This window comes from Vibrio sp. Y10_XG_PY6 (genome assembly GCF_024181795.1).
Classification (GTDB): domain Bacteria; phylum Pseudomonadota; class Gammaproteobacteria; order Enterobacterales; family Vibrionaceae; genus Vibrio; species Vibrio diabolicus.
Genome location: NZ_JAMZAQ010000004.1, coordinates 326,085 through 348,875 on the forward strand (window position 1 = coordinate 326,085; position 22,791 = coordinate 348,875).

21 protein-coding genes and 1 other RNA gene are annotated in these 22,791 nt (G+C 43.2%); 11 read left to right on the plus strand and 11 right to left on the minus strand.

All coding sequences use genetic code 11. The features are described from left to right. Window positions 1-355: 355 nt before the first annotated feature. Genes NL644_RS20115 through NL644_RS20130 form a run of 4 tightly spaced genes read right to left on the minus strand, consistent with a single transcriptional unit; the run spans window position 356 to window position 3,143 of the window. A complete protein-coding gene (locus NL644_RS20115; RefSeq protein ID WP_012842085.1) occupies window positions 356-769 on the minus strand; it encodes a prepilin-type N-terminal cleavage/methylation domain-containing protein in 414 nt (137 codons plus the stop codon). Beyond that, the gene (locus tag NL644_RS20120; protein WP_006741845.1) at window positions 759-2,069 is read right to left on the minus strand and encodes a hypothetical protein; all 1,311 of its coding nucleotides are present in this window, start codon (window positions 2,067-2,069) and stop codon (window positions 759-761) included. The genes NL644_RS20115 and NL644_RS20120 overlap by 11 nt, the downstream gene beginning before the upstream one ends. Beyond that, on the minus strand, window positions 2,066-2,656 hold the full coding sequence (locus NL644_RS20125; protein WP_046874320.1) for a pilus assembly protein PilW: 591 nt from the start codon (window positions 2,654-2,656) through the stop codon (window positions 2,066-2,068). Before NL644_RS20125 ends, NL644_RS20120 begins: the two co-directional genes overlap by 4 nt. After that, window positions 2,637-3,143 (minus strand): Tfp pilus assembly protein FimT/FimU, encoded by a 507-nt coding sequence (locus tag NL644_RS20130; protein ID WP_114323828.1) that lies wholly within the window; start codon window positions 3,141-3,143, stop codon window positions 2,637-2,639. The genes NL644_RS20125 and NL644_RS20130 overlap by 20 nt, the downstream gene beginning before the upstream one ends. 103 nt (window positions 3,144-3,246) lie before the next feature. On the opposite strand from NL644_RS20130, the gene NL644_RS20135 reads away from it, so the two are divergent. Then, window positions 3,247-3,678, plus strand: a complete 432-nt coding sequence (locus NL644_RS20135; RefSeq protein ID WP_114323829.1) for a type IV pilin protein — start codon at window positions 3,247-3,249, stop codon at window positions 3,676-3,678. A 69-nt stretch (window positions 3,679-3,747) separates the two neighbouring features. Here NL644_RS20135 and dnaJ read toward each other — a convergent pair whose 3' ends face one another. The 4 genes from dnaJ to grpE form a co-directional block, all read right to left on the minus strand. Continuing rightward, on the minus strand, window positions 3,748-4,896 hold the full coding sequence (dnaJ, locus tag NL644_RS20140) for a molecular chaperone DnaJ (RefSeq protein ID WP_005391453.1): 1,149 nt from the start codon (window positions 4,894-4,896) through the stop codon (window positions 3,748-3,750). Window positions 4,897-5,100: 204 nt separating this feature from the next. Continuing rightward, window positions 5,101-7,014 (minus strand): molecular chaperone DnaK, encoded by a 1,914-nt coding sequence (dnaK, locus tag NL644_RS20145; RefSeq protein WP_005391455.1) that lies wholly within the window; start codon window positions 7,012-7,014, stop codon window positions 5,101-5,103. 348 nt (window positions 7,015-7,362) lie between these two features. Continuing rightward, window positions 7,363-8,637 (minus strand): dicarboxylate/amino acid:cation symporter, encoded by a 1,275-nt coding sequence (locus tag NL644_RS20150; RefSeq protein WP_012842090.1) that lies wholly within the window; start codon window positions 8,635-8,637, stop codon window positions 7,363-7,365. Window positions 8,638-9,054: 417 nt separating this feature from the next. Continuing rightward, window positions 9,055-9,651 carry a nucleotide exchange factor GrpE gene (gene grpE / locus NL644_RS20155; protein ID WP_012842091.1) on the minus strand — a complete coding sequence of 199 codons (597 nt, stop codon included), beginning with the start codon at window positions 9,649-9,651 and terminating at the stop codon, window positions 9,055-9,057. Between the two features lie 146 nt (window positions 9,652-9,797). Here grpE and nadK point away from each other — a divergent pair, with 146 nt between their 5' ends. The 4 genes from nadK to bamE all read left to right on the plus strand — a co-directional run bounded on the left by nadK (window position 9,798) and on the right by bamE (window position 14,661). Then, window positions 9,798-10,682 carry an NAD(+) kinase gene (nadK, locus tag NL644_RS20160; RefSeq protein ID WP_005391462.1) on the plus strand — a complete coding sequence of 295 codons (885 nt, stop codon included), beginning with the start codon at window positions 9,798-9,800 and terminating at the stop codon, window positions 10,680-10,682. 265 nt (window positions 10,683-10,947) lie between these two features. Then, window positions 10,948-12,138 carry a DUF3103 domain-containing protein gene (locus NL644_RS20165; protein WP_084742357.1) on the plus strand — a complete coding sequence of 397 codons (1,191 nt, stop codon included), beginning with the start codon at window positions 10,948-10,950 and terminating at the stop codon, window positions 12,136-12,138. 168 nt (window positions 12,139-12,306) lie between these two features. Beyond that, on the plus strand, window positions 12,307-13,971 hold the full coding sequence (gene recN / locus NL644_RS20170) for a DNA repair protein RecN (protein ID WP_114323831.1): 1,665 nt from the start codon (window positions 12,307-12,309) through the stop codon (window positions 13,969-13,971). Window positions 13,972-14,301: 330 nt separating this feature from the next. Beyond that, window positions 14,302-14,661: an outer membrane protein assembly factor BamE gene (bamE, locus tag NL644_RS20175; RefSeq protein ID WP_005391468.1), complete on the plus strand. Its 360-nt coding sequence runs from the start codon at window positions 14,302-14,304 to the stop codon at window positions 14,659-14,661. 105 nt (window positions 14,662-14,766) lie between these two features. Here the strand turns inward: bamE and NL644_RS20180 are convergent, their stop codons facing one another. Together NL644_RS20180 and NL644_RS20185 are read right to left on the minus strand one after the other, a co-directional pair. Continuing rightward, entirely contained in the window at window positions 14,767-15,120 is a 354-nt protein-coding gene (locus NL644_RS20180; protein ID WP_114323832.1) for an RnfH family protein, read from the minus strand. Beyond that, a complete protein-coding gene (locus NL644_RS20185; protein WP_005391473.1) occupies window positions 15,110-15,553 on the minus strand; it encodes an SRPBCC family protein in 444 nt (147 codons plus the stop codon). The genes NL644_RS20180 and NL644_RS20185 overlap by 11 nt, the downstream gene beginning before the upstream one ends. A gap of 118 nt (window positions 15,554-15,671) precedes the next feature. On the opposite strand from NL644_RS20185, the gene smpB reads away from it, so the two are divergent. Both smpB and ssrA read left to right on the plus strand, forming a co-directional pair. Then, complete coding sequence (gene smpB / locus NL644_RS20190; protein WP_253658733.1) at window positions 15,672-16,157, plus strand: SsrA-binding protein SmpB; 486 nt, start codon at window positions 15,672-15,674, stop codon at window positions 16,155-16,157. A 66-nt stretch (window positions 16,158-16,223) separates the two neighbouring features. Continuing rightward, window positions 16,224-16,591, plus strand: a transfer-messenger RNA (tmRNA) gene (ssrA, locus tag NL644_RS20195). A gap of 285 nt (window positions 16,592-16,876) precedes the next feature. Here the strand turns inward: ssrA and NL644_RS20200 are convergent. Continuing rightward, window positions 16,877-17,440, minus strand: coding sequence for a porin family protein (locus NL644_RS20200; RefSeq protein WP_005391484.1), 564 nt, complete (start codon window positions 17,438-17,440; stop codon window positions 16,877-16,879). Window positions 17,441-17,863: 423 nt separating this feature from the next. Between NL644_RS20200 and NL644_RS20205 the strand changes: the two genes are divergently transcribed. From NL644_RS20205 to NL644_RS20220, 4 genes are all read left to right on the plus strand, one after another. Beyond that, window positions 17,864-18,745 (plus strand): LysR family transcriptional regulator, encoded by an 882-nt coding sequence (locus NL644_RS20205; protein ID WP_253658734.1) that lies wholly within the window; start codon window positions 17,864-17,866, stop codon window positions 18,743-18,745. Window positions 18,746-18,865: 120 nt separating this feature from the next. Next, the gene (locus tag NL644_RS20210; protein ID WP_253658735.1) at window positions 18,866-20,401 is read left to right on the plus strand and encodes a bifunctional GNAT family N-acetyltransferase/carbon-nitrogen hydrolase family protein; all 1,536 of its coding nucleotides are present in this window, start codon (window positions 18,866-18,868) and stop codon (window positions 20,399-20,401) included. Between the two features lie 204 nt (window positions 20,402-20,605). After that, the gene (locus tag NL644_RS20215; RefSeq protein WP_005391489.1) at window positions 20,606-21,193 is read left to right on the plus strand and encodes a DedA family protein; all 588 of its coding nucleotides are present in this window, start codon (window positions 20,606-20,608) and stop codon (window positions 21,191-21,193) included. A 180-nt stretch (window positions 21,194-21,373) separates the two neighbouring features. After that, window positions 21,374-22,741 (plus strand): Na+/H+ antiporter NhaC family protein, encoded by a 1,368-nt coding sequence (locus tag NL644_RS20220; protein WP_012842103.1) that lies wholly within the window; start codon window positions 21,374-21,376, stop codon window positions 22,739-22,741. Window positions 22,742-22,791 lie beyond the last annotated feature (50 nt).

Here is a 22,791-nt window from a genome sequence, read left to right on the forward strand (position 1 = left end):
GAGTAATTATGACGGCCTACTATCCAACGAGTATTCTAGTAAACACTAATGGAGAAAGCACAAGGTTCTATATTTTTTTTCATAATTGGAGACATATTTTGCAAAAAAACAAAACCAAAGATACAAGCCTGAAACATTATGGAAAAATCAACATATACATTTAGTAAACGAGCTGGCAAAAACAGAGGTTGCATAGAGCGATGAATAGATAGTTTTAAGAAAAGAAACTATACGTGATGAGAAGCAAGAAATAATTCTCTTCAATATAAAAAGGGCAACGCGGACAGTGAACACCTTATCCAAAGAACTCCAATCGGTTTTGATTGAATCGGCGTAAAACAGGAACCTAGACTATTTAATCAAATTCGCTATGTTTAGAGATCATGGTTTTCAGCTCTACCGATTGTATTTTACCGTGGCGATCTTGCCATAGAGCTTCCATATGTATCGTTTTAAGTGCGCCCGACAGAGTTGCCGTTGGCACAGACCAAGATAAAGTATACAAGGGGTGCGTAGTATCTTCCCCAGAGACAATATTTGTATCAAAATTAGCGGCGGGCATCGAGGGGACTGCAGAAAGAGCCCCACGCGTACGAAACCACTCTAATTTCTGCTCAGCAAGATTTAGCGCTTCAATGCTATGCATCGCGTAATCTGCCCGCAGCTCAATGTAAGCTTGCAACTTAACCAATCCAAGAGCACCGACACCAATTAAAATAAAAGAAATCATTATTTCAATTAAACTAAAACCATGTTGTTTACTTGGCATTCCAACTTCCCTCTTGCCAACGAACATCATTTCTCCTTGTTGTAGGTCTTTTGCTGGAATCAAATAGTAACTCCATTGAGCCCGCAATTGAGGTTTTTAACCCATCAGTATCAAAACCATAACCACCCGTTGCGTGAAATGCCCCTGCATCAACATAAACAGTTTGTGTAAGATCAGTATATTGTTTACCAATGGTAAAATTAGTCGGTGAGCCATCAGCATTCGAGAACAAACTTTCCCAATAGCTTTTTAACTCATCAGGAGCAAACTGTGGTTTAGTTTTATCGACTAAATGAAAAAGCGAACCCTGAAATGTTGTTGAACCAGTATTGATAAAAATACCATCTTGAATAACTAACGTATATTTCTCATGGTTGCCTTGAAGTGCTAAATTCCCGTGAATGGCGCAGTCACCAGTAATCCAAACCTTATCTACTTCCTTAAAAGCATTTTCGATAGCTGATTTACACTGTGTCGCATTTGACAAATTGATTTTCCCAGCTTTCGGAAATGAAGCTTTGACTTTATCAATATTTTCCGGTGTTTTTTTGTAATCAAAAAAGGTTTGGAATGGATCGACTTCCGAGTCATAAACAAAATCGCCTTTTAGCTGCGGATCAGAAGTTTCAGGTTTATTAGTTTTCGTAATTGCATTCCCAGCTTTTACTGTAACATTGGTTGTCGTTGCAGCGGTACACCCTCCAGCAGGAGAACCATCATATAAGCTATTCGCTCTTATTGATGCAGTGTTATATTTTGATCCTGTGCTTCCGCCTTCCATGGTATAACTATACCGATAAGTCAGTGATATGCATTCATACAAATTGTCAGAATTAAGATCACCTTTCGCATCTGGATGAACCTTTAAATCACCATAAGTAGTTAACTTGGATGTGGTTTGTATCGCTCCTTTTCCACGATTACTTAGTGTACTGAAAGTTTTATTGAGCTGGGCCCAACCATTGTGAGATATAGAATTAATACGATAGACTCCTGCCCCTATATCAGTAACGTTCAGCTGGCTAAGGTTTAATTCCCTCTTACATAAGGTATTTAAATTATTGTGATTAATTGGGATGAGCTCGTTTACTATGGATACATCATCTGTGACATAAGCAAATAGACACTCAAGCCCTCCTTCCGCTTCCCAGTGCTGTTGCCGAGAACTAACTTCATTCTGCGCACGCTTAATTTGATAAAATAGATTCTTATATGAGCCTAACGTCACAACCAAAGCGACAGAGAGCAGTATGGAAGTAATAAGTAACGTGGCCACTCCTTGTTGATGCTTACGTATCATTGCCAATTCCTTTGCTGAACTTGTAATAAAATGGCGTGAGAAATTGCCGGATCATTTTTTAATTCAGCGGCCATTGAAATAGAAATAAACGCACTATCTATTGACGAACCTGATAGTAATGTTCGACTAACACCAAATTGAGTTACTTTAATTTGCTTTGGATCAAAAAGATCAAAACATCCACTAGCAGCAGACACGACACTTAAAGGTGATGGTGAATCATCCTGGCAATATTCCAACATATTATCCTTTAACCGATATATCGTATTACTCACAGAGCTTGCTGTATTTCGATAAACATAACCGATTTTTTCGGATTGTTGATATAGAACGCTAGGAGAACCGGAAAGCATCATTGATTTTGTCGTAATACCATTAAATCCAGCTCGCTGAATATCCTCTTTCACTTGTTGAATTACACTACTCATCTGCTGAAGTAGCATTATTTCCTTGCTTCGCTGCACAGCTGTTTTTTGGTTAGAAAGAAACACTGCGCCAACAATGCCCAAAGCGACAACTCCTAACAACGCAGCAATCATAAACTCAACAAGTGTACTCCCCTGCTGTTTAGCATTGTTCAAAGCCATATTTTGCCTCATTCATAGCGCACACTTTTACTCGCCCTGCTCCGTTATGAACAGTTACTTTTATCGGACTGTTATCCGCTTGAGATTTCTTCAGCTGAATACTTCCCGCATTTTTGGGATTCCCCATAACACGATCAAACTTGACGCTAGTTATATTACTCGACACCACCAGACCCCGATATAGATGACCTTGCAGCTCAGCAACAGTATTCATTGAAGTAATGTCAGTGACATTCGATACACTCGAGAGTGTGAGCTTCCAGCTTCCGGTGGATGAAGGCAAGCCTTGAATATGAACCCACAAATCTTGATTTCTCATCACCGATTCCGATTTCGCTTGGATCAAAAAACCCTGTAATTCGTTGGCTAAATTCACTATTTTCATGTGTTGGCTAACTTTTGAAAAACTTGGGGCGACAAAAAGTAGTAGTACTGACAAGACAGCAACAGTAATAAGAAGCTCCAACAACGTAAACCCGCGAGGCATTTCCCAAATTCCTATGTAAACGGCAAAAGGGCCGTAATTCATCTTGCACAGATGCTATCACCTGCCAAAAATAGGCGGAAAAGTGAAAAGGAAACTACTCGTGATGATTCGAATTTCTCGCTGTAACAGCTACAAAAAAAGATTGGGGGGGATGACATTGATCGAATTACTGATAGCCGTAGTGATTGTCGGGATCATTGCGGCTGTCGCCTACCCTTCTTACACCAATCATGTAATCAAGTCTCATAGGACGGTTGCCTTGAGCGATCTTAGTCGAATTCAGCTAGAGCTAGAGACATCTTATGATGGTGGGTACGACTGGAGTCATATTATCTCTGGAGGCACATGCACTCTATGTGATTCAGACACAGATAGATTTTCTTTCAATATTGCGAGCTCTGCAAGTACGGCCTATACCATTACAGCAACAGCAAAATCAGCTCTAGGACAAGACGACGACGAGTGCTTGACTGGCGCTAAAACGATTACTTTAACGTCAACAAATGTCGAAGAACCAAGTAATTGCTGGAATTAAAAAGAACACCGAGATGCAAAAAGGCCTGCATTTTAGCAGGCCTTTGTATTTGTGCTTTTCACTAACGTCCTAGCTGGTTAAATCATCAAAGAACTTTTTCACACCGTTGAAAAAGCCTTCTGATTTAGGCTTGTGCTTTGTCGCCGCTTCACCACCACAAGACTCTTCAAACTCTTTAAGCAGCTCTTTTTGGCGTGAGCTTAGGTTTACTGGTGTTTCAACAACCAACTTAACAATCAAGTCACCGATACCGCCACCGCGGACGCCTTTCACACCTTTACCACGCATGCGGAACATACGACCTGTTTGCGTTTCTGAAGGTACTTTTAGGCTTACGCGACCATCTAGAGTTGGTACTTCAACTTCACCACCTAGAGCCGCCATCGCAAAGCTTACAGGCACTTCACAGTATAGGTTGTTACCATCACGTTCGAAGATATGGTGCTCTTTCACGTGCACTTGTACATACAAGTCACCCGCTGGAGCTCCCATCTCTCCCGCTTCACCTTCGCCAGATAGACGAATACGGTCGCCAGTATCAACACCTGCAGGGATCTTAACGTTAAGTGTTTTGGTTTTCTGTTTACGACCTTGACCATGACACTCATTACAAGGGTCTTTAATGATCTTGCCTTTACCGTGACAGGTTGGACAGGTTTGTTGCACTGCGAAGAAGCCTTGGCGCATCTGTACTTGACCATGACCATGACAGGTACCACATGTTTCAGCAGATGAGCCTTTCTTCGCGCCACTACCATCACAGGTATCACAGTGTACTAGTGTTGGTACTTCGATCTCTTTCGTTACACCACGAACCGCCTCTTCTAGCGTCAGTTCCATGTTGTAACGTAAGTCCGCACCACGTTGAGCACGGTGACCACCACCGCCACGACGACCACCACCAAAAATGTCGCCGAATACATCGCCAAAGATGTCGCCGAAATCAGCACCGCCGCCACCAAAGCCGCCGCCACCGAAACCACCGCCGCCTTGTTCAAAAGCAGCATGACCGTACTGGTCGTACGCCGCTTTCTTTTGAGGGTCGGTCAGAACTTCGTACGCTTCTTTTACTTCTTTAAACTTGTCCGCCGCAGACTCATCACCCTGGTTTCGGTCTGGGTGGAATTTCATCGCTAGACGCTTGTACGCCTTTTTGATATCGCGCTCTGAGGCATCACGGCTTACGCCTAATACTTCGTAAAAATCACGTTTTGACATGTTCTTCGTCACCAGTTAATTACTACAAACGGCATCGATTCACCGCTTGGTGTTTGTATCGTTCTAGGTAAGTGTACTTATCCGCAACATACTTAACTAGAAAGACAGCGTTTACAAACAGACGGGCGTAAGAGTTGCCCCAAACGCCCGCACACGAAGTCTTATCGACCCCTGATGGCTTTGCAGCCATCTGGTTAAGAAATATTATTTCTTGTCGTCTTTAACTTCTTCGAACTCAGCATCTACAACGTCGTCTTCTTTAGACTGTGCATCGGCGTCAGCACCTTGTGCTTGCTGCGCTTGAGCTTGTTGTTGAGCGATTTCCATCAGTTTTTGAGAAGCGGTCATCAGTGCTTGAACTTTAGCATCGATAGCTTCTTTGTCTTCGCCTTTGCGCGCTGTTTCTAGCTCAGAAATTGCTGCTTCAATCTTCTCTTTCTCTTCTGCAGGTAGTGCTTCACCAGCTTCTTCTACTTGCTTACGAGTACCGTGAATCATTTGGTCAGCTTGGTTACGTGCAGTCGCTAGCTCTTCGAACTTTTTGTCCGCTTCTTTGTTAGCTTCTGCTTCTTGAACCATTTTCTCGATGTCTTCATCGCTTAGACCGCCAGAAGCTTGGATAGTGATCTTCTGCTCTTTACCAGTCTGCTTGTCTTTCGCTGACACGTGTAGGATACCGTCCGCATCAAGGTCAAAAGTAACCTCGATTTGTGGCATACCACGTGGTGCAGGCTGGATGCCTTCTAGGTTGAATTGACCTAGAGACTTGTTGTACATCGCTTGCTTACGCTCACCTTGTAGAACGTGGATAGTAACCGCGCTCTGGTTGTCTTCCGCTGTAGAGAAAACTTGGTTCGCTTTAGTTGGGATAGTTGTGTTCTTCTCAACTAACTTAGTCATTACGCCACCCATTGTCTCGATACCTAGAGACAGTGGAGTTACGTCTAGTAGTAGTACGTCTTTAACGTCACCAGCAAGTACACCACCTTGAACTGCAGCACCCATTGCTACTGCTTCGTCAGGGTTTACGTCACGGCGCGCTTCTTTACCAAAGAACTCAGCAACTTTCGCTTGAACCATTGGCATACGAGTCTGACCACCAACTAGGATTACGTCAGTGATGTCGTTTACTGATAGATCAGCGTCAGCTAGAGCTACTTTTAGTGGCTCAAGAGAGCGTTGTACTAGGTCTTCAACTAGAGATTCTAGTTTTGCACGAGTCACTTTAATGTTCATGTGCTTAGGACCAGTTGCATCTGCAGTAACGTAAGGTAGGTTTACGTCAGTTTGAGAAGTAGAAGAAAGCTCGATTTTCGCTTTTTCTGCTGCTTCTTTAACACGCTGCATTGCTAGTGGATCGTTCTTAAGATCGATACCTTGCTCTTTCTTAAACTCGTCTACTAAGTAGTTGATTAGGCGGTTATCAAAGTCTTCACCACCAAGGTGAGTATCACCGTTAGTCGCTAGAACTTCGAATGTTTTCTCGCCTTCAACTTCATCGATTTCGATGATAGAGATATCGAATGTACCACCACCAAGGTCGTATACCGCGATAGTGCGATCGCCGCCTTTCTTATCAAGACCGTAAGCTAGCGCTGCTGCTGTTGGTTCGTTGATGATACGTTTAACTTCTAGACCTGCGATACGGCCAGCATCTTTTGTAGCTTGACGCTGAGCATCGTTAAAGTAAGCAGGTACTGTGATAACTGCGCCAGTTACTTCCTCACCAAGGAAATCTTCAGCAGTTTTCTTCATTTTCTTAAGAACTTCAGCAGAAACCTGAGGAGCCGCCATTTTTTGGCCTTTTGCTTCTACCCAAGCGTCACCGTTGTCAGCCTTAACAATTTTGTAAGGCATGATTTGGATGTCACGCTGAACTTCTTCGTCTTCAAAACGACGACCGATTAGACGCTTAATTGCAAATAGCGTGTTTTCTGGGTTAGTTACTGCTTGACGTTTCGCAGGTTGACCTACTAGCGTCTCACCGTCAGTGTAAGCAATAACCGATGCAGTAGTACGTTCGCCCTCTGCGTTTTCAATTACACGTGGTTTGTCGCCGTCTAATACAGCAACACATGAGTTAGTAGTACCTAAGTCAATACCAATGATTTTACCCATCTGGCTATCTCCGAATAAATTCTATTTTCGTTTGGTTATAACCCCAATGTGGGGGGAGGAGAATCGGGTTTCAACCCTTGCTCACAAACAAAAATAATCAATGTTTGCTTCTCTATGCCACATAGATAAGGGCGGCAAAATGCTTTTCAAGGGCAGAATTAAAAAAAAGCGTCTTTTTTCGAAATTTATGTGTTTCTTTCTGATTAGTTGGGAACTCGTCACACTGCTGTAGCGCAACAAAACACCATTTCTCAGGTAAATGTATTTATGCCCGACTCTTCCTAAACAAAAAAACGAGCTCATAAGAGCTCGTTTCAATATTAGGGTTAAAATAAATGATTCAAGACATTATGCGTTCGCTTGAGCAGGCTCAGCGTCAACGCCTTCTTCTTTACCAATCTCACCTTCTGTTTTTGCAACAATGGTGTTTACCGCCGTGTCACCCACAACGTTTGAAGACGTACAGAACATGTCATTAATACGGTCAACCGCAGCAATAATTGCCAAGCCTTCAGGTGGTAAGCCTAGTTGGTGAAGCAAAACGCCTACCATTACCACGCCGCCTCCAGGAACGCCACCAGCACCAATAGATAATAGAAGAATAGTTAAACCAAGCGTGAAGATGTCTGCGGTGTTAATTGGCTGGCCAAAAGCGTTCGCAACAAACATCGTTGCTAGAGCAATATAGATAGACACACCAGACATGTTCATCGTTGCGCCCAGTGGTACACCGAAGCCAGCAACCGATTTAGAAACCTGAAGCTTTTCTGTCAGTGTACGCATCGTTACCGGGATAGTCGCGTTTGAGCTCGCGGTAGATAGAGAGAACAGAATCTGCTCACGAGTTGCACGTAGGAAAGTCTTTGGAGAGGTCCCTGTCGCAAGACTTACTGCCATTGGATAGAAGAAGAAGATCCAGAACACCAACATCGCAACCACCAAGGCCACATAACCAGCCACGGACATCAATGTATTGGCGTTTAATGTTGCACCCAATTGAATCATTAGCGCGAACACACCATATGGCGCAAGACTCATCACTAACCCAACCAGTTTCATCATGATTTCATTTGCCATTTTGAACGTGCGGATGGCAGGACCACCACGAGAATCCAAAGCTTGAATTGCAAGACCTGTCAGAATTGCCATGAAGATGATTTGCAGCATGTCGCCGTTAGCAAACGCTTGTACTGGGTTGCTAGGAACAATGTTAACAACTAGAGAGAAAATGTCCGGCGTTTCTGTCGTCGTCAGCTGTACGGCCTCAGATACCGTTCCTGCCAGATTAGCACCAGCTCCTGGCTGGAAAATCAAACCAACAGTCAAAGCCGCCGTAATCGCAATGATGGTGTTAAGAATGTAGAGGGTAAAAGTTTTTCCACCAAGACGACCAAATGCACTGATGTCTTTCAAGTCAACAATGCCGCATACGATTGAAACGTAAACTAAAGGAACAACAAGCAATTTGATCAGCGAGACAAACATGCCGCCAACGCCTTCTGCTGCTCCAAGTAGGTATGTATCAAAAATCGCAATACCGCTAAATAAGTACTGAATTGCTGTTCCCAGCACAAGGCCGGCAAACAAGCCTATAAAAATCTTACTAGAAAGCGATTTATCCATTATAAATCTCCGATATGTTGTGTTTGTTATTTACATCTTTGTAGTTATATATACTTACTTTTAAAGCATTAGTCGCAAATCATACACACGAAGGTTACAAAATAAAGTGATAATTTACATTTTTGTTAACGGAATTGTTGTAGAAAAAATGACTATCTTTACATTCCTATGCAGGACAAACATTCACACAACGAATGATTACAATTACTTATAGCCCTCTTCGTTCATAAACACGCAGTGAGATGAGAAGAAATCTCCTATAGGAAAATAATTAACCAATAAGAAAAAACATGAAGGGGATCAAACTTCCATTTTATCGATATACAATGAAGCTCATTACAACAACTTACGTTTAAAACAAAAAAGCGCCCATCAAAAAATGATGGGCGCTTTATATTTGAAAACAGGCAGTTAAGGTTATTTAGCAACCATTACCATTGCCGGACGAATCACACGGCCGTTTAGTTCGTAGCCTTTTTGCATAACAAACATAACTGTGTTTGATTCATGATCAGGGCTCTCCTGAATCGACATCGCTTGATGGAACTCTGGATTGAATGCTTCACCTTCAGGGTTGATTGCTTTCAAGCCAAATTTCGCTACAACGTCGACAAACGTTTTATGTGTTAACTCAACACCTTCTAGGAACGGCTTAACCGTTTCATTCTCTGTATCTGCCGCTTGAATTGCACGCTCTAGGTTATCAATAACAGGAAGCAACTCTTCGGCAAACTTGTTCAACGCAAACTTACGTGCTTTATCGATTTCTTGCTCGGTACGACGACGCATGTTTTCTACTTCAGCTTTAGAACGCAACACCGCATCTTGCTGCTCTTTTACTTTTGCCTCGCTAGACAATAGTGCCGCTTCTAGTTGAGCAATCTTAGCGTCTGTCTCATCACCAATTTCTTCAAGCTCAGCTTCAACTTCTTGTGCTTCAGCTTCTACTTTTTCAGCCTCTTCGATGATTTGATCAAGCTCTTCTTCTGTAACTTTGTTTTCTTCGTTGCTCATGATATCTCCAGAATTCAACATAATGCCCTTAAAGCCATGCGCGTTTTTGCGGGCTTTAACCACATAAAAATTCGCATATTTAGGTGACTTGCCATTATTATGGGGATGAAGATTCCTGATTCAAGCCTCTTTAATGCGGAAATGCTATGAAAAATCCATGTAACGTGATCGCGATTATCGGAAAACCAAGAGATCAACAAGCAATTCAAACTCATAAAGAGTTGTACCAATGGCTGACCTCTGAAGGCTATAAAGTATTTATTGACGATCGCCTTGCCGCAATACTGGATGATATCCCGCAGAGTCAATTTGCCAGTTTAGTTGAACTAGGAAAAAATGCCGATCTAGCCATTGTGGTTGGTGGGGATGGCAACATGCTAGGCGCGGCAAGAATTTTATCCCGATTTGATGTACCAGTCATAGGGGTGAACCGTGGAAACCTGGGCTTCTTAACTGACTTAAACCCAGACGAGTTCCAAGCGTCTCTGCAAGCGGTACTCGACGGTGAGTATATTGAAGAAGAGCGCTTTCTCTTAGAAGCGGAAGTACACCGTCACGGGCAAATTAAAAGCCACAACGCTGCGCTAAATGAAGCTGTACTTCACCCAGGGCAAATTGCCCATATGATTGAATTTGAAGTGTACATTGATGAAAGCTTCGCCTTCTCTTTACGAGCCGATGGTTTGATTGTCTCCACACCAACGGGCTCGACCGCATATTCGCTTTCTGGCGGCGGTCCAATTCTTTCGCCGAGCTTGAATGCCATTTCACTCGTGCCAATGTTCCCTCATACCTTGTCGAGTCGACCTTTGGTGGTTGATGGAAAGCGTCGAATTAAATTGGTGGTGTCACCAGAAAACCGAGGAACACAAGAAGTTAGCTGTGATGGACAAGTGTCTCTCCCTGTTTCTCCAGGAGACGAAATCCACATCTATCAAAGTCCAAATGTGCTCAAACTCATCCATCCCAAGGACTACAGCTACTATCACGTTTTACGTAACAAGCTTGGTTGGTCTAGTAAATTGTTCTAACACTTGTTACTCAGGGAAATGACTTCAATAAAAAAGCCAGCAGCTTAATTGCCACTGGCTTTTGGCTTTCTTAGACAAGAAATAGACACAAAGTAGTGAGGCGACACGATATTTGCTGTCATTAAAGAGAAGTTTATAAATTTTGATCCTGTGGGAAAAGTTTACACAAAAGATAGAAAAGCAAATTCAATGATCTATGTCCGGTGATATTCTCACCATGAATAGATTATTAACTCTATTTCATAAAATCAATAAAGGACATATTATGAAGAAAACCATCATTCTGTCTGTTCTCAGTACATTAGCACTTATTGGCTGCCAATCAGAGGAAACGCAAGTCAACAGTGTATCCAACGCAAAAGCGGAAGATATCACTAAGACGAAGCGTGCCCTCGCTCAACAATTGAGTGAGAACTATGCTGCCATTGAACCCATGTTGAGAAGAGATATTACTCCACAACAGACTAGCGTCTCTGTATCAGCATTTGTTCAACAAAACCCCAACTCCGAGTTTAGCCATCAGCTTGTACAAGCTGACACTCAAATTCGTAGCTGGAAAGGTATTTCTGAATACTCAGATCAGTTGCTGGAAGTTCGTTTAGCGAATGAGAGCATGATAACAGCATGGCAAAGTGGCGAGGTCGAGCCATTATTTGCATTTGAACCAAGTGGTGATGATGAGAATTGGCAATATATCGAAGCATTTGATGTGTATGGCAACATCCATCAACTCGATGTTTACCAACTCCCAGATGTACCTGTACTCGTTGTTGATAACAACAGCTCTGCTGAGCTAAAAGCAGGCTTGCAAGCTATGCAAGCTGAGATGAAAAAACTCGGTCAGCCAGCTTTAGTTCAACCATACGTTGCTGATGAACAACGCCAAAATGCACCGCTATTGTCAAGTAGCACAGTGGGCGAAGCGGCTCCAATTCAAACAACGCAGTTGAAAAAGATCCGTCTAGCCGATGACAAAGAACCTTGGATCTCTGGCAAGGCAGAAATCTACGCTATCGTAACGGGCGTCAATCCAAGTCGTGATGAACCGACTCTCGATTTAGTGGAGCTTCCATACTTAGACTACGATAACCAAGATTACTACCCGAATCAGATCATTATTCACTGGTCTCGTTACCGCTGGGGCGCTGCAGATATCGTGCTCATGGAACAAGATGATGGTACAGACTATAAACAGTTGGCAAAACTCCTCGTTCAAGTTGCTGGAGAAGTGCTGAAAGCGATTCCAGATCCAGAAGTTCAGGCTTACGCGATTATTCCGCAAATCACTAATAAGATCATCGACACGATCCCTGACGGCGTCCTAACGAATGATGATGACTTCGTCGACGTTTACTACACACTAATGCAAGACACATCATACGTGGATCATCCAGGTGCTGGTGTGAATGCAGTAGTCACATTAGAGCCGCTCACGATTAACCCAACTCGTCCGTAACCTGTTCAATTTTAATGAGTCGTTGTAATCACTTCGGCTCATTTTTCCCACTTCATCACAAAAAAGCACCCCACACAGAAATTTTTTCTCACCCGTCTTTACTGTGTAAAGAAACAGTATATACTGTTCTCTTATACAGTATTGTTCAGTTATACAGGTAAATAAAAAATGCTGGCTCATCTAAGTGTTAATAATTTTGCGATTGTTAAGTCTTTACAACTCGAGCTGTCTAAGGGCATGACCACCATCACAGGTGAAACAGGCGCGGGTAAATCCATTGCTATCGATGCTTTAGGGCTCTGCTTAGGCGGACGAGCCGATGCTGGCATGGTTCGACAAGGTGAAGAAAAAACCGAAGTTAGTGCCGCTTTTTTACTGGACAACAACCTACATGCAACGCGTTGGCTAGAAGATAACGATCTGCTTGATGGCAGTGAATGTATTTTGCGTCGCATCATCACAAAAGAAGGTCGCTCAAGAGCCTTCATTAATGGCAGTCCTGTCCCACTATCACAGCTCAAATCTTTAGGGCAACTGCTGATCAATATCCATGGGCAACACGCTCATCATCAATTGATGAAAAGCGAACACCAAATGGCTATGCTCGACCAATATGCAGGTCATCTAAACCTACTAAAAAGCACACGAAGTGCTTACCAGCATTGGCGTCAGGCAGACAATAACCTCAAGCAACTAAAAGAAAATAGCCAGCAAAACCAGGCGCAAAAACAGTTGCTTGAATACCAAATCAAAGAACTAAATGAGTTATCGCTAGGTGAAGAAGAATTTGCAGAGCTCGAGCAAGAGCACAAACGACTATCCAATAGTGGTGAACTCGCCACTACCTGTCAGCAAGCCATCGAACTTATTTACGAAGGTGAAGAAGTCAATGCGCTTGGTATTTTGCAATCGGCCAATCACTCCCTAATTCAACTAGCTGAGTTAGATGAAAAGCTATCTGAGCTACCCAACATGTTGTCAGAAGCGATGATTCAACTGGAAGAAACGAAGAACGAATTACGCAGTTATCTAGATGGCATAGATGTGGATCCTGCTCGTATGGCTTATGTAGAAGAACGTTTTTCTAAAGTGATGTCTGTTGCTCGCAAACACCACGTGATGCCAGAAGAACTATACCAACATCACCAAGATCTTCTGGCCCAAGTAGAAGCGTTAGATTGCTCTGATGAACGTTTAGATGAACTCGCGCAAGAAGTGGAACAAAAGTACCAAAGCTTCCTAAACCAAGCAGAAAAACTACACAAATCACGCAGCCGTTACGCAAAAGAACTGAACAAACTGATCACACAAAGCATGCACGAATTGAGCATGGAAAAAGCGGTATTCAATATCGAAGTCAGCAATGAAAACACGCACCCATCACCACTTGGCATGGACAGTGTGTGCTTCTTAGTATCGACCAACCCAGGACAGCCATTGCAACCTATAGCAAAAGTTGCGTCAGGCGGTGAGCTATCACGCATCTCATTAGCTATCCAAGTGATTACCGCTCAAAAAGTGGATACACCAAGCTTGATCTTCGATGAGGTGGATGTCGGTATTAGTGGTCCAACAGCAGCTGTAGTCGGCAAAATGCTACGCAAGCTTGGCGAGTCTACTCAGGTATTGTGTGTCACTCACCTCCCTCAAGTTGCAGGTTGTGGCCATCAACAAATGTTCGTGGCTAAACAAACAAAAGCTGGCCAAACCGAAACACAAATGCACGCATTAGATGAACAACAACGTGTGGCAGAATTAGCTCGCCTACTTGGAGGTAGCCGAATTACAGATTCTACCCTTGCAAACGCCAAAGAGCTCCTCATCGCCGCTTAGCCATGCTCTTTCAAAGATAGAGTCACGAACACTACTCCGTGACTCTACCTCCCCCATCACCATATCAAAGTGCTTGGGGGCTGATTCCCTTTCGAAACAATGGTCAGTGCCACCCCATAGCTCAATAACTTGGCTATTTGTCATTAGTTACCGCTTAAACTGGATAGAAAATCGCTCATCGACATAAACATACATGTGAGAGAATCAATAAATGCAACTCAACTCAAAATTCGTTGTCAGATTTCCTATCATACGACGCATAGCTTTTTACATCTGCGTCGAGCTTGTTTATTATCAGCGCAGTATTTTAAAGGTTACTAAGAAATTATTATGCAATTAAAGAAGTGGTTAGTTGCCGTACCATTAGCAATGACATTGCTGACAGGATGTTCGGTATTGGAAAAACTGGTTTATCGCATTGATATCAACCAAGGCAACTATGTAGAACAAAGTGCGGTAGATAAATTAAAGTTTGGGATGACTAAAGCACAGGTTCGCTTCGTACTAGGGTCGCCAATGCTTATTGAAAACGGCTACCCGAACACTTGGTACTACATTTATCACCATACTCCTGGTCACGGTGATCCAGTGCAAAAAGACCTGATCGTTAACTTTAACGACCAAGGCACGCTCGCAGATATCAGTGGTGACTTCCCAAAAAGTGACGCATTTTACGAGCAGATCCAGTAAACGGCTTTTGCAAAAAACCTCTCACATGAGAGGTTTTTTATTATCTAGATATCGCGCAATCACACTTTGAATCAATGACGCCATCCATTGGGACTGATATCAAGTCTACTTATTCTTACGTACAGAGCTAGGCTTACCACCGGTGACAGGGTCTGCACTCCCCTCGGCTTTAGCCTGCTCCGCCCGCTTACGACGAATCTCTTTCGGGTCTGCGAGTAACGGACGATATATCTCTATTCGATCTCGATCTCGAACGGTCGCATCTAACTTCACATTACGACTAAACACACCCACTTTATTCTTAGATAAATCAATTTCAGGGTATAACTCTAACACGCCAGATTGTCGAATGATCTCTTCTACCGTTGCGTGATTATTCACCACTAAATTAAATACACGCTGTTCATGAGGAAGAGCATAGACAACCTCTACGTGAATCATATCTGACTCAATACTCATAACACTCGTAGACCTGTTTTGCGCGTTTAGTGAATGCATTTACCATGTTACTGGTAAGCTCGTTAAAAACCTTACCGAAGGCCATCTCAATCATTTTACTTGAGAATTCAAACTCAAGCTTTAGCTCAACCTTGCAAGCTTGCTCATCTAGCGCGGTAAAAATCCAACCACCACGCAACGTCTTAAACGGGCCATCCACCAAGTTCATCATAATTGCTTGGCCTGGGATCAGCTCATTTGAAGTAGTAAACGTTTTGCTGATACCAGCCTTCGCCACATCGACAGAAGCCACCATACCATTACCCGAAGACTCAATGATTCTAGAGCCCGAGCAACCAGGCAGAAACTCAGGGTATTTAGCAACATCGTTAACCAGATTGAACATCTGTTCGGCGCTAAAAGACACAAGCGCAGAACGGCTGACTTGCTTCATACATACTCCTATCGATACATGTACAGATTTAAAGCTCCTGCCAATTTTACTTTTATTCCACGATTGCGCAAATAAAAGGATTTCCTATCCGATATCCAACCCGTATAATGTCGCTATTATGGCAAAGAAAAAAATGAAACAAAAAGCGGGTAGCAATACTATCGCGCTGAATAAAAAAGCTCGCCACGAGTATTTCATCGATGATGAAATCGAAGCTGGCTTGGAGCTCCAAGGTTGGGAAGTGAAAGCCCTTCGCCAAGGTAAAGCCAATATTTCTGAAAGTTACGTATTTATGCGTGACGGTGAAGCCTTTGTGAGTGGCATGACAATCACTCCTTTAAATCAGGCATCGACACACGTAGTGGCGAACCCCACACGTGTGCGTAAACTACTAATGAGTCGTCGTGAACTAGACAACCTATTCGGACGAGTGAACCGTGAAGGTATGACATTAACGGCGCTCTCTCTGTACTGGTCTAGCTCTTGGGTGAAACTAAAAATTGGCGTAGCAAAAGGTAAAAAGCTGCACGATAAACGTACGGATTTAAAAGAAAAAGACTGGGCAAGAGAGAAAGCACGCGTAATGAAGAGTACACTGCGTTAATCTTGACCACTTAAACGCATAGTACTGGACAGCCAATGCTTTTCTGTTACTATGCGAATATTACCTGGGGCTGATTTAGGATTCGACGGGAATTCAGAAGTCTGAGGTGCATGCCGAGGTGCGGTAGGCCTCGTTAACAAACCGCAAAAAAATAGTCGCAAACGACGAAAACTACGCACTAGCAGCTTAATAACCTGCTCAGAGCTCTCTCGCCCTAGCTTCCGCACGTAAGACGGGGAATAACGAGGGATCAAACCCAAACGCGCTAGCCCGGATTCTCCCGCCTGAGAGATGAACGGCGAATTTTAATTCAGGCTAGTCATTCATTAGCGTGTCGGTTCGCAGGTGGGTGGCGAAATTAAAGATCGACTAAGCATGTAGTACCAATGATGAACGGTTTTCGGACGCGGGTTCAACTCCCGCCAGCTCCACCAAACGTTTGGAAAAGGCCACCTTCAGGTGGCCTTTTTTGTATCTGCTATCCGTACTTATGTTGCAACAGTACACGATCTACTTTTACGATGTTACTTGCTATTAGTGTACGGCTTCTTTTATAGCCTATAGAAAATAAGCAGACGATCTCTAATAATCAACACTTCCAACTTTATAAATATTTTATTCATTAGTAATTTTATGCAGATAATTAAATCTCTTTAAAAAATAAAAATGCGAAGCCATTTAGCTTCGCATTTTTATTGGGTTAAACATGGTTAACAATATTAGAAACGATATTCCACACCTAGCGATGCTTGGTTAAAATCAGTTTTTGTGTTTGCACCATTCGCTACGTTCTCAGCATTCAGTTCTACGTCATACCACATATATTCTGCGTTAACTAAGAAGTTATCAGTAACTTTAAAACCAACACCGGCACCAGCGAATACACCTTCGTCATCTTTGTTGCCTTGGAAGCCCGCAACGTTGTAATCCGTCGAGTACCACATTTGACCGCCTTTTGCGTAAAGATCGACACGATCAGCAATAGGGGCTGTAACTTTTAGTGCTGCGGTGTAACCGTCCGTTTCGGCATTTGCTAAGTTATTACCGTAGCTACCAAAGTCAATGTAACCGCCCTCTAACGCTAAGTAAGGGTTAAAACGGTAACCAACCAAACCTTGAATAGCATCACTGTCATCATCAAAGTCATCTTGTCCATCAACTTTTAAGTAACCATAATTGGCGCCGACATAAACACCATGATCTTTGGAGTCCGCTGCGTGAGATAAAGTACTAAACGTTGCTAAAGAAAAAAGGCCAATCAAAGTAACAACATTGCTTTTCATTTCGTTCTCCTAATATAAGTGCCATTGAAAGTTCGAATTATACGAAGCAAATGCAATGCCAATTTTAATTTAATGAAAAACATTTTCTACTTTATAAAAAATGACATTATTTTGAAATTAAAACAACAAAACTAAAAGTTATACCGTTTTATTTACTTTGAGAAAACAATATTAGATTTGTGTAAATACTAATAATGTAAAACATTCTATTTTATTTGTAGTTTTTTCAAAATATAGGGGAGATCAATAAACAAACCCCAATCATCAATTATTTACATACCCATTATATTTAGGATTCTTAATTTTTGGTCTGGGTTCTTTATGAACGAGTAAGGAAGGTAATCACACATCGGCTTTTTCTCTCTTTGCTTCAATAGGTAAATCTCCTACTCTGTGAAGAGGCTATCTCCATGGGACTGAAGTATGTTAAAAGGCAGTGAGTACCCTTCTATCCGAGCATTAAGGACGTTTGTCGCGGTTGCAAATTACCTCAGCTTCTCAAAAGCGGCGGATGCCCTATGCATTACACAAAGTGCAGTAAGCAAACAAATTGCCGCGCTTGAACAACTAGTGGGTTTACCTTTAATACAAAGAGGCTCGAATGGTATTGAGTTAACTGAGGAAGGAAAACGCTACCTACCGCAAGTCACAGAAGCACTAGAACTTATTCAGAATGCAACCGCTAACTTAATCCAATCAGATTCAAAGCAAGAATTGCTCACCGTGGATGTTACTCCTTCTTTCGCTAGCCTTTGGTTGGTACCTCATATTGATGACTTCCACCAGCGACATCCCAATATCCGTGTAAGAATCTGTACCGGAGATGGGAACGTCAAAGCTTCAAGCGGTGAAAGCGACTTGCATATTCGTTGTCTTCCATTGTCCACGCATTATGAATACAGCCACTTGCTATGCGAAGAAATACTACTATTGGTCGGTTGTACTAACGCTCCTGCACTCAAGAGTGTGCACGCTGTTAGCGACTATCCGTTGATACCTCAAATCACTCGCCCTCAGTTGTGGGAGCAATTTAAGGCTGCACATGCAGTAGAATCAACCGTTACCTATCACTCTGTAGGCTTTGAACATTTTTACCTAGCTTACGAAGCCGTCAAAATGGGAAAAGGACTCGCCTTACTTCCTGATTTTATGGCGCAGAATTCTATTTTAAGAGGGGATATCCAACGTATTCTCAACCTATCTTTACAGAGTGGTTATGGTTATTACGTGATGATCCCTAATTATCGCCTATCGGCTAAGAAAGTGGCGGCGTTTTACGAATGGTTGAAGAGCAAACTAAGCTAATATTGTTTTCTTGAAATGCTTTTGGTAACCCAAAACAACTCAAAGACTTCAGTATCTGTCTGCTCCAAATTGTGGCATTCTCATTAACACTGTTTCAAAAGGATAAATGGATTGAAAGATATGGACAGCAATTCGCCCAAACTCTCATTACGTACCATTGAGCCAACGGATTACCCTGAGCTTGCAGAACTAATGGACTTAGTGTTTCCTGATGTTGGCGGCTCATGGCCACGGCTGACGATTATGGATCTCATTCATCAGTTTCCTGATGGCCAAATCTGTATTGAAGATAACGGCAAAATAGTCGGTGCAGCATTAACCATTAAAGTGGACTACAACCGCTTTTCTCTTCCTCACCTGTATACCGACATCATTACCGAAAACAACGTCATACAGAATAAAGTAACCGGTGATGCAATGTATGGTCTCGATGTATTTGTCCACCCAGACTATCGAGGGCTACGTTTAGGTCGACGTTTATATGATGCACGTAAAGAGCTTTGCCGTAGTAAGAACTTCAAAGCCATTTTAGCCGGTGGTCGCATTCCTAATTACCACCAATACGCAGATGAAGTGAGCGTTGCAGAGTACATCGACAAAGTAAAACGCCGTGAGCTTCATGACCCTATTTTGTCTTTTCAGCTTGCTAACGACTTCGATGTAAAACGAATCATGCGCGGCTACTTGCCAGAGGATAGCGCTTCTAAAGGTTACGCGACACTGCTGGAGTGGGATAACTTTTTCTACGAAGAGGATATTCAATCCGTACACGATGTAGAAAAAACGCTGATTCGGATTGGTGTCGTACAGTGGCAAATGCGCGCGATGAATGACCTGGAGGATTTGCTCGATCAGGCTGAGTTCTTCATCTCTTCTCTTGCTAACTATAAAGCCGATTTCGCCCTATTCCCTGAGTTCTTTAACGCACCGCTGATGGGCTTGCAAAACGACAAAAATTCCGTTGAAGCAATCCGCTTTTTGGCTAGCTTTACAGAAGAGATCAAAAACCGTTTCTCGCAGATGGCGCTCACCTACAACATCAACATTATTGCAGGCAGTATGCCCGTTATCGAAGATGGCAAACTGTATAATGTGGCCTACTTGCTGCAACGAGATGGTGAAATTAACGCTCAATATAAAATCCACATCACGCCTCATGAACAAAGAGACTGGGTGATCGACGGTGGTGACAATGTTCAAGTGTTCGAAACCGATGCGGGCAAAGTCGGCATACTGATTTGTTATGACAGCGAATTCCCTGAATTGGGAAGAATGTTAGCAGAACAAGGCGCACAAATTGTATTCGTTCCTTTCTGGACGGACACAAAAAATGGCTATCAACGAGTACGAATTTGTTCCCAATCTCGTGCCATTGAAAACGAATGCTATGTTGCAATTGGTGGCAGTGTTGGTAACTTACCTCGTGTTGATAACGTGGACATCCAGTACGCGCAATCTGCCGTATTCTCACCGTCGGATATCTACTTCCCTCACGATGCAACCTTGACAGAAGCAAGCGCCAACACCGAAATGATGATCTTCGCCGATGTTGATTTGACTAAGTTGAAGCAACTTAATACCGAGGGTTCAGTAACCAACTTACGTCACCGACGTCTTGATTTGTATGGCGCATTTACTCAAGCTAAAGAGTCATAATGGTGTGCCTTATTCGCCGCCACACGGGAGCGTGGCGGCGAATAAAACAAGCAGCAGATTGATTCCGCACAATAATCAGAGGCATGTCAGTTTTTCTCAGCGGTGAGAAACAAGAATTGACCCAGTAGGACATTCGGAGTATCACTCCAACTTCGTTCCGCTTTTATTAGGGGAAAGCTTTTGGAACACATTAACGAACTTCTCATGTCAATGAAGCCTTTGCTCGAGCAATACGGCTACTTGGCGCTGATTGTCAGTATATTTCTAGAAGGGATAGGTGTACCGATGCCTGGTCAATCGCTGATGATCGCGGCATCTTTGCTCTCTTCAGAACAAGTCATGAACCTAAGTATGGTTATGATGGTATCGTGGCTAAGCTGCTTTTTTGGGAATACCTGTGGTTACCTAATCGGTTATTACTTTGAAGGCTGGTTGGATAAAAAAGGCTATATCTCTGGCCCGAAGATGCAAACACTTCAACTGACTATCCAGAAATACGGCCCTACGTGCTTGGTCGTCAGTCGCTTTATTGAAGGGATGAAGCAATTTATGCCTCTGGCGTGTGGGATAGCAAAAATGCCACGCAGAGAGTTTTTACTCGGCAACGCACTCGCGGCGACGGTTTGGGTATTGGTATTCAGCTTGTTAACTCACTTTGCATTTGAACATTTAAGCGTGTTGAGCAACCTGTACACCGAATACAAATACCTGGTATGGGCATTTGCTGCTGTCTTATTTACGTGGATGGTTTTAGGTATTGTTAAACGCAAAAAAGCCAAATCAATGCAATAACGACAGTCCCTTCATTAGTGCATAACTAAAGCTCGTGGTATCAGTGAGATACGTAATACGAGCTTTTATCTTTTTCTTTACGTGCAAAATTTAAACAGCCATTTAGACGTCTAGACGTTGACAATGCGTAAATGTGATATTAGTCTGCTCTTCTCTCTTATTATTAACATTGTCGTTTACATGTCCGGTTCCCAACAAACAACTAAAACAGTTGCACCTTCTGCGGTCGCACTGATCCCATTGATTGTATTCCTTGCGCTGTTTATTGGCGTAGGCACTTACTTATCTTTGCAAGGCGTTGAATTTGCCTTCTACCAGCTGCCTGCACCCATCGCGGTATTACCAGCCATCATCATTGCGTTTCTTTTAAGTAAAGAGAAACTTAACCGCTCAATCGAACACTTCATGCGTGGTGTTGGCCACCCAGACATCATCGCAATGTGTATGATCTATCTGCTTGCTGGTGCCTTTGCTGCGGTAGCAAAAGCCTCTGGCGGTGTTGATGCAACGGTGAACCTTGGTTTATCCGCAATTCCAACCAGCATGATTTTGCCGGGCATTTTTCTGATTTCTGCTTTTATCGCAACAGCGATGGGCACTTCGATGGGTACCATCGCAGCCGTTGCCCCCGTAGCGTTGGGGATTGCTGAATCAGCAGGAATGAGCTTACCGTTAACCGCAGGCGTTGTGCTGAGCGGCGCTATGTTTGGTGATAACCTTTCTATCATCTCTGACACCACCATCGCGGCGACACGCTCTCAAGGTTGTGAGATGAAAGACAAGTTTAAAGAGAACATTCGTATTGCTTTGCCTGCGGCGTTGATCGCGATTGCAGTGTTCGCTTTCAACAGTACAGCGACTCAAGTGCCTGCAACTGGCGACATCGAATGGCTAAAAGTCCTGCCGTACATCACTATTTTGATCCTAGCGGTATCAGGTGTGAATGTGTTTGTGGTTCTGTCGATTGGTATCCTTTTGGCTGGCGGCGTGAGCTTGGCATCGATTGACAATTACGGACTGACTAATCTAGCCCAAGACGTTTATAAAGGCTTTGGTAACATGCAAGAGATCTTCTTGTTATCCATGCTAATTGGAGGTTTGAGTGAACTGATGCGTCGTCAAGGCGGTCTTGCGTTCCTAACCAATTTCGTTAGCAGCCTTATCCACGCGTTTGGCTCTAGCCACTCTAAGCATGCCAACAGCCGCGCGAGCGAGCTAGGTATCGCTGGCTTGGTGTCGATGGTCAATGGCTGTACGGCGAACAACACCGTAGCCATCATTGTATCGGGCAGCGTTGCGCGCCAGTTGGCGGAAGAGAACAATGTCTCTCCTCGCCGCTCAGCAAGCTTGTTAGACATTTTCTCATGCGTGGTGCAAGGCGTGTTGCCTTACGGCGCTCAAGTGTTGCTGCTAGGTTCCGTATTCAACCTATCGCCACTTGAAGTAGTTGCTAATTCTTACTACTGCTTTGCATTAGCGATAGCGGCTGTTGTCGCAGTATTTATCAAACATCCCGCGCGTCAACCTGTAGTGCAAACCGAAAACTAACGACAAATACCGAAAAGGCTCCGATGGAGCCTTTTTACTTTCTTCTTTAT

Coding starts and splice junctions, on each gene's coding strand:
- NL644_RS20120 (WP_006741845.1), bottom strand. CDS start 2,069: ATGATACGTAAGCATCAACAAGGAGTGGCCACGTTACTTATTACTTCC.
- dnaJ (WP_005391453.1), bottom strand. CDS start 4,896: ATGTCAAAACGTGATTTTTACGAAGTATTAGGCGTAAGCCGTGATGCC.
- NL644_RS20215 (WP_005391489.1), top strand. CDS start 20,606: ATGTCAATGAAGCCTTTGCTCGAGCAATACGGCTACTTGGCGCTGATT.
- NL644_RS20210 (WP_253658735.1), top strand. CDS start 18,866: ATGGACAGCAATTCGCCCAAACTCTCATTACGTACCATTGAGCCAACG.
- NL644_RS20130 (WP_114323828.1), bottom strand. CDS start 3,143: ATGCCTCGCGGGTTTACGTTGTTGGAGCTTCTTATTACTGTTGCTGTC.
- smpB (WP_253658733.1), top strand. CDS start 15,672: ATGGCAAAGAAAAAAATGAAACAAAAAGCGGGTAGCAATACTATCGCG.
- NL644_RS20185 (WP_005391473.1), bottom strand. CDS start 15,553: ATGAAGCAAGTCAGCCGTTCTGCGCTTGTGTCTTTTAGCGCCGAACAG.
- NL644_RS20125 (WP_046874320.1), bottom strand. CDS start 2,656: ATGGCTTTGAACAATGCTAAACAGCAGGGGAGTACACTTGTTGAGTTT.
- NL644_RS20165 (WP_084742357.1), top strand. CDS start 10,948: ATGAAGAAAACCATCATTCTGTCTGTTCTCAGTACATTAGCACTTATT.
- grpE (WP_012842091.1), bottom strand. CDS start 9,651: ATGAGCAACGAAGAAAACAAAGTTACAGAAGAAGAGCTTGATCAAATC.
- nadK (WP_005391462.1), top strand. CDS start 9,798: ATGAAAAATCCATGTAACGTGATCGCGATTATCGGAAAACCAAGAGAT.
- NL644_RS20135 (WP_114323829.1), top strand. CDS start 3,247: ATGATTCGAATTTCTCGCTGTAACAGCTACAAAAAAAGATTGGGGGGG.
- NL644_RS20220 (WP_012842103.1), top strand. CDS start 21,374: ATGTCCGGTTCCCAACAAACAACTAAAACAGTTGCACCTTCTGCGGTC.
- recN (WP_114323831.1), top strand. CDS start 12,307: ATGCTGGCTCATCTAAGTGTTAATAATTTTGCGATTGTTAAGTCTTTA.
- NL644_RS20150 (WP_012842090.1), bottom strand. CDS start 8,637: ATGGATAAATCGCTTTCTAGTAAGATTTTTATAGGCTTGTTTGCCGGC.
- NL644_RS20180 (WP_114323832.1), bottom strand. CDS start 15,120: ATGAGTATTGAGTCAGATATGATTCACGTAGAGGTTGTCTATGCTCTT.
- dnaK (WP_005391455.1), bottom strand. CDS start 7,014: ATGGGTAAAATCATTGGTATTGACTTAGGTACTACTAACTCATGTGTT.
- NL644_RS20200 (WP_005391484.1), bottom strand. CDS start 17,440: ATGAAAAGCAATGTTGTTACTTTGATTGGCCTTTTTTCTTTAGCAACG.
- NL644_RS20115 (WP_012842085.1), bottom strand. CDS start 769: ATGCCAAGTAAACAACATGGTTTTAGTTTAATTGAAATAATGATTTCT.
- NL644_RS20205 (WP_253658734.1), top strand. CDS start 17,864: ATGTTAAAAGGCAGTGAGTACCCTTCTATCCGAGCATTAAGGACGTTT.
- bamE (WP_005391468.1), top strand. CDS start 14,302: ATGCAATTAAAGAAGTGGTTAGTTGCCGTACCATTAGCAATGACATTG.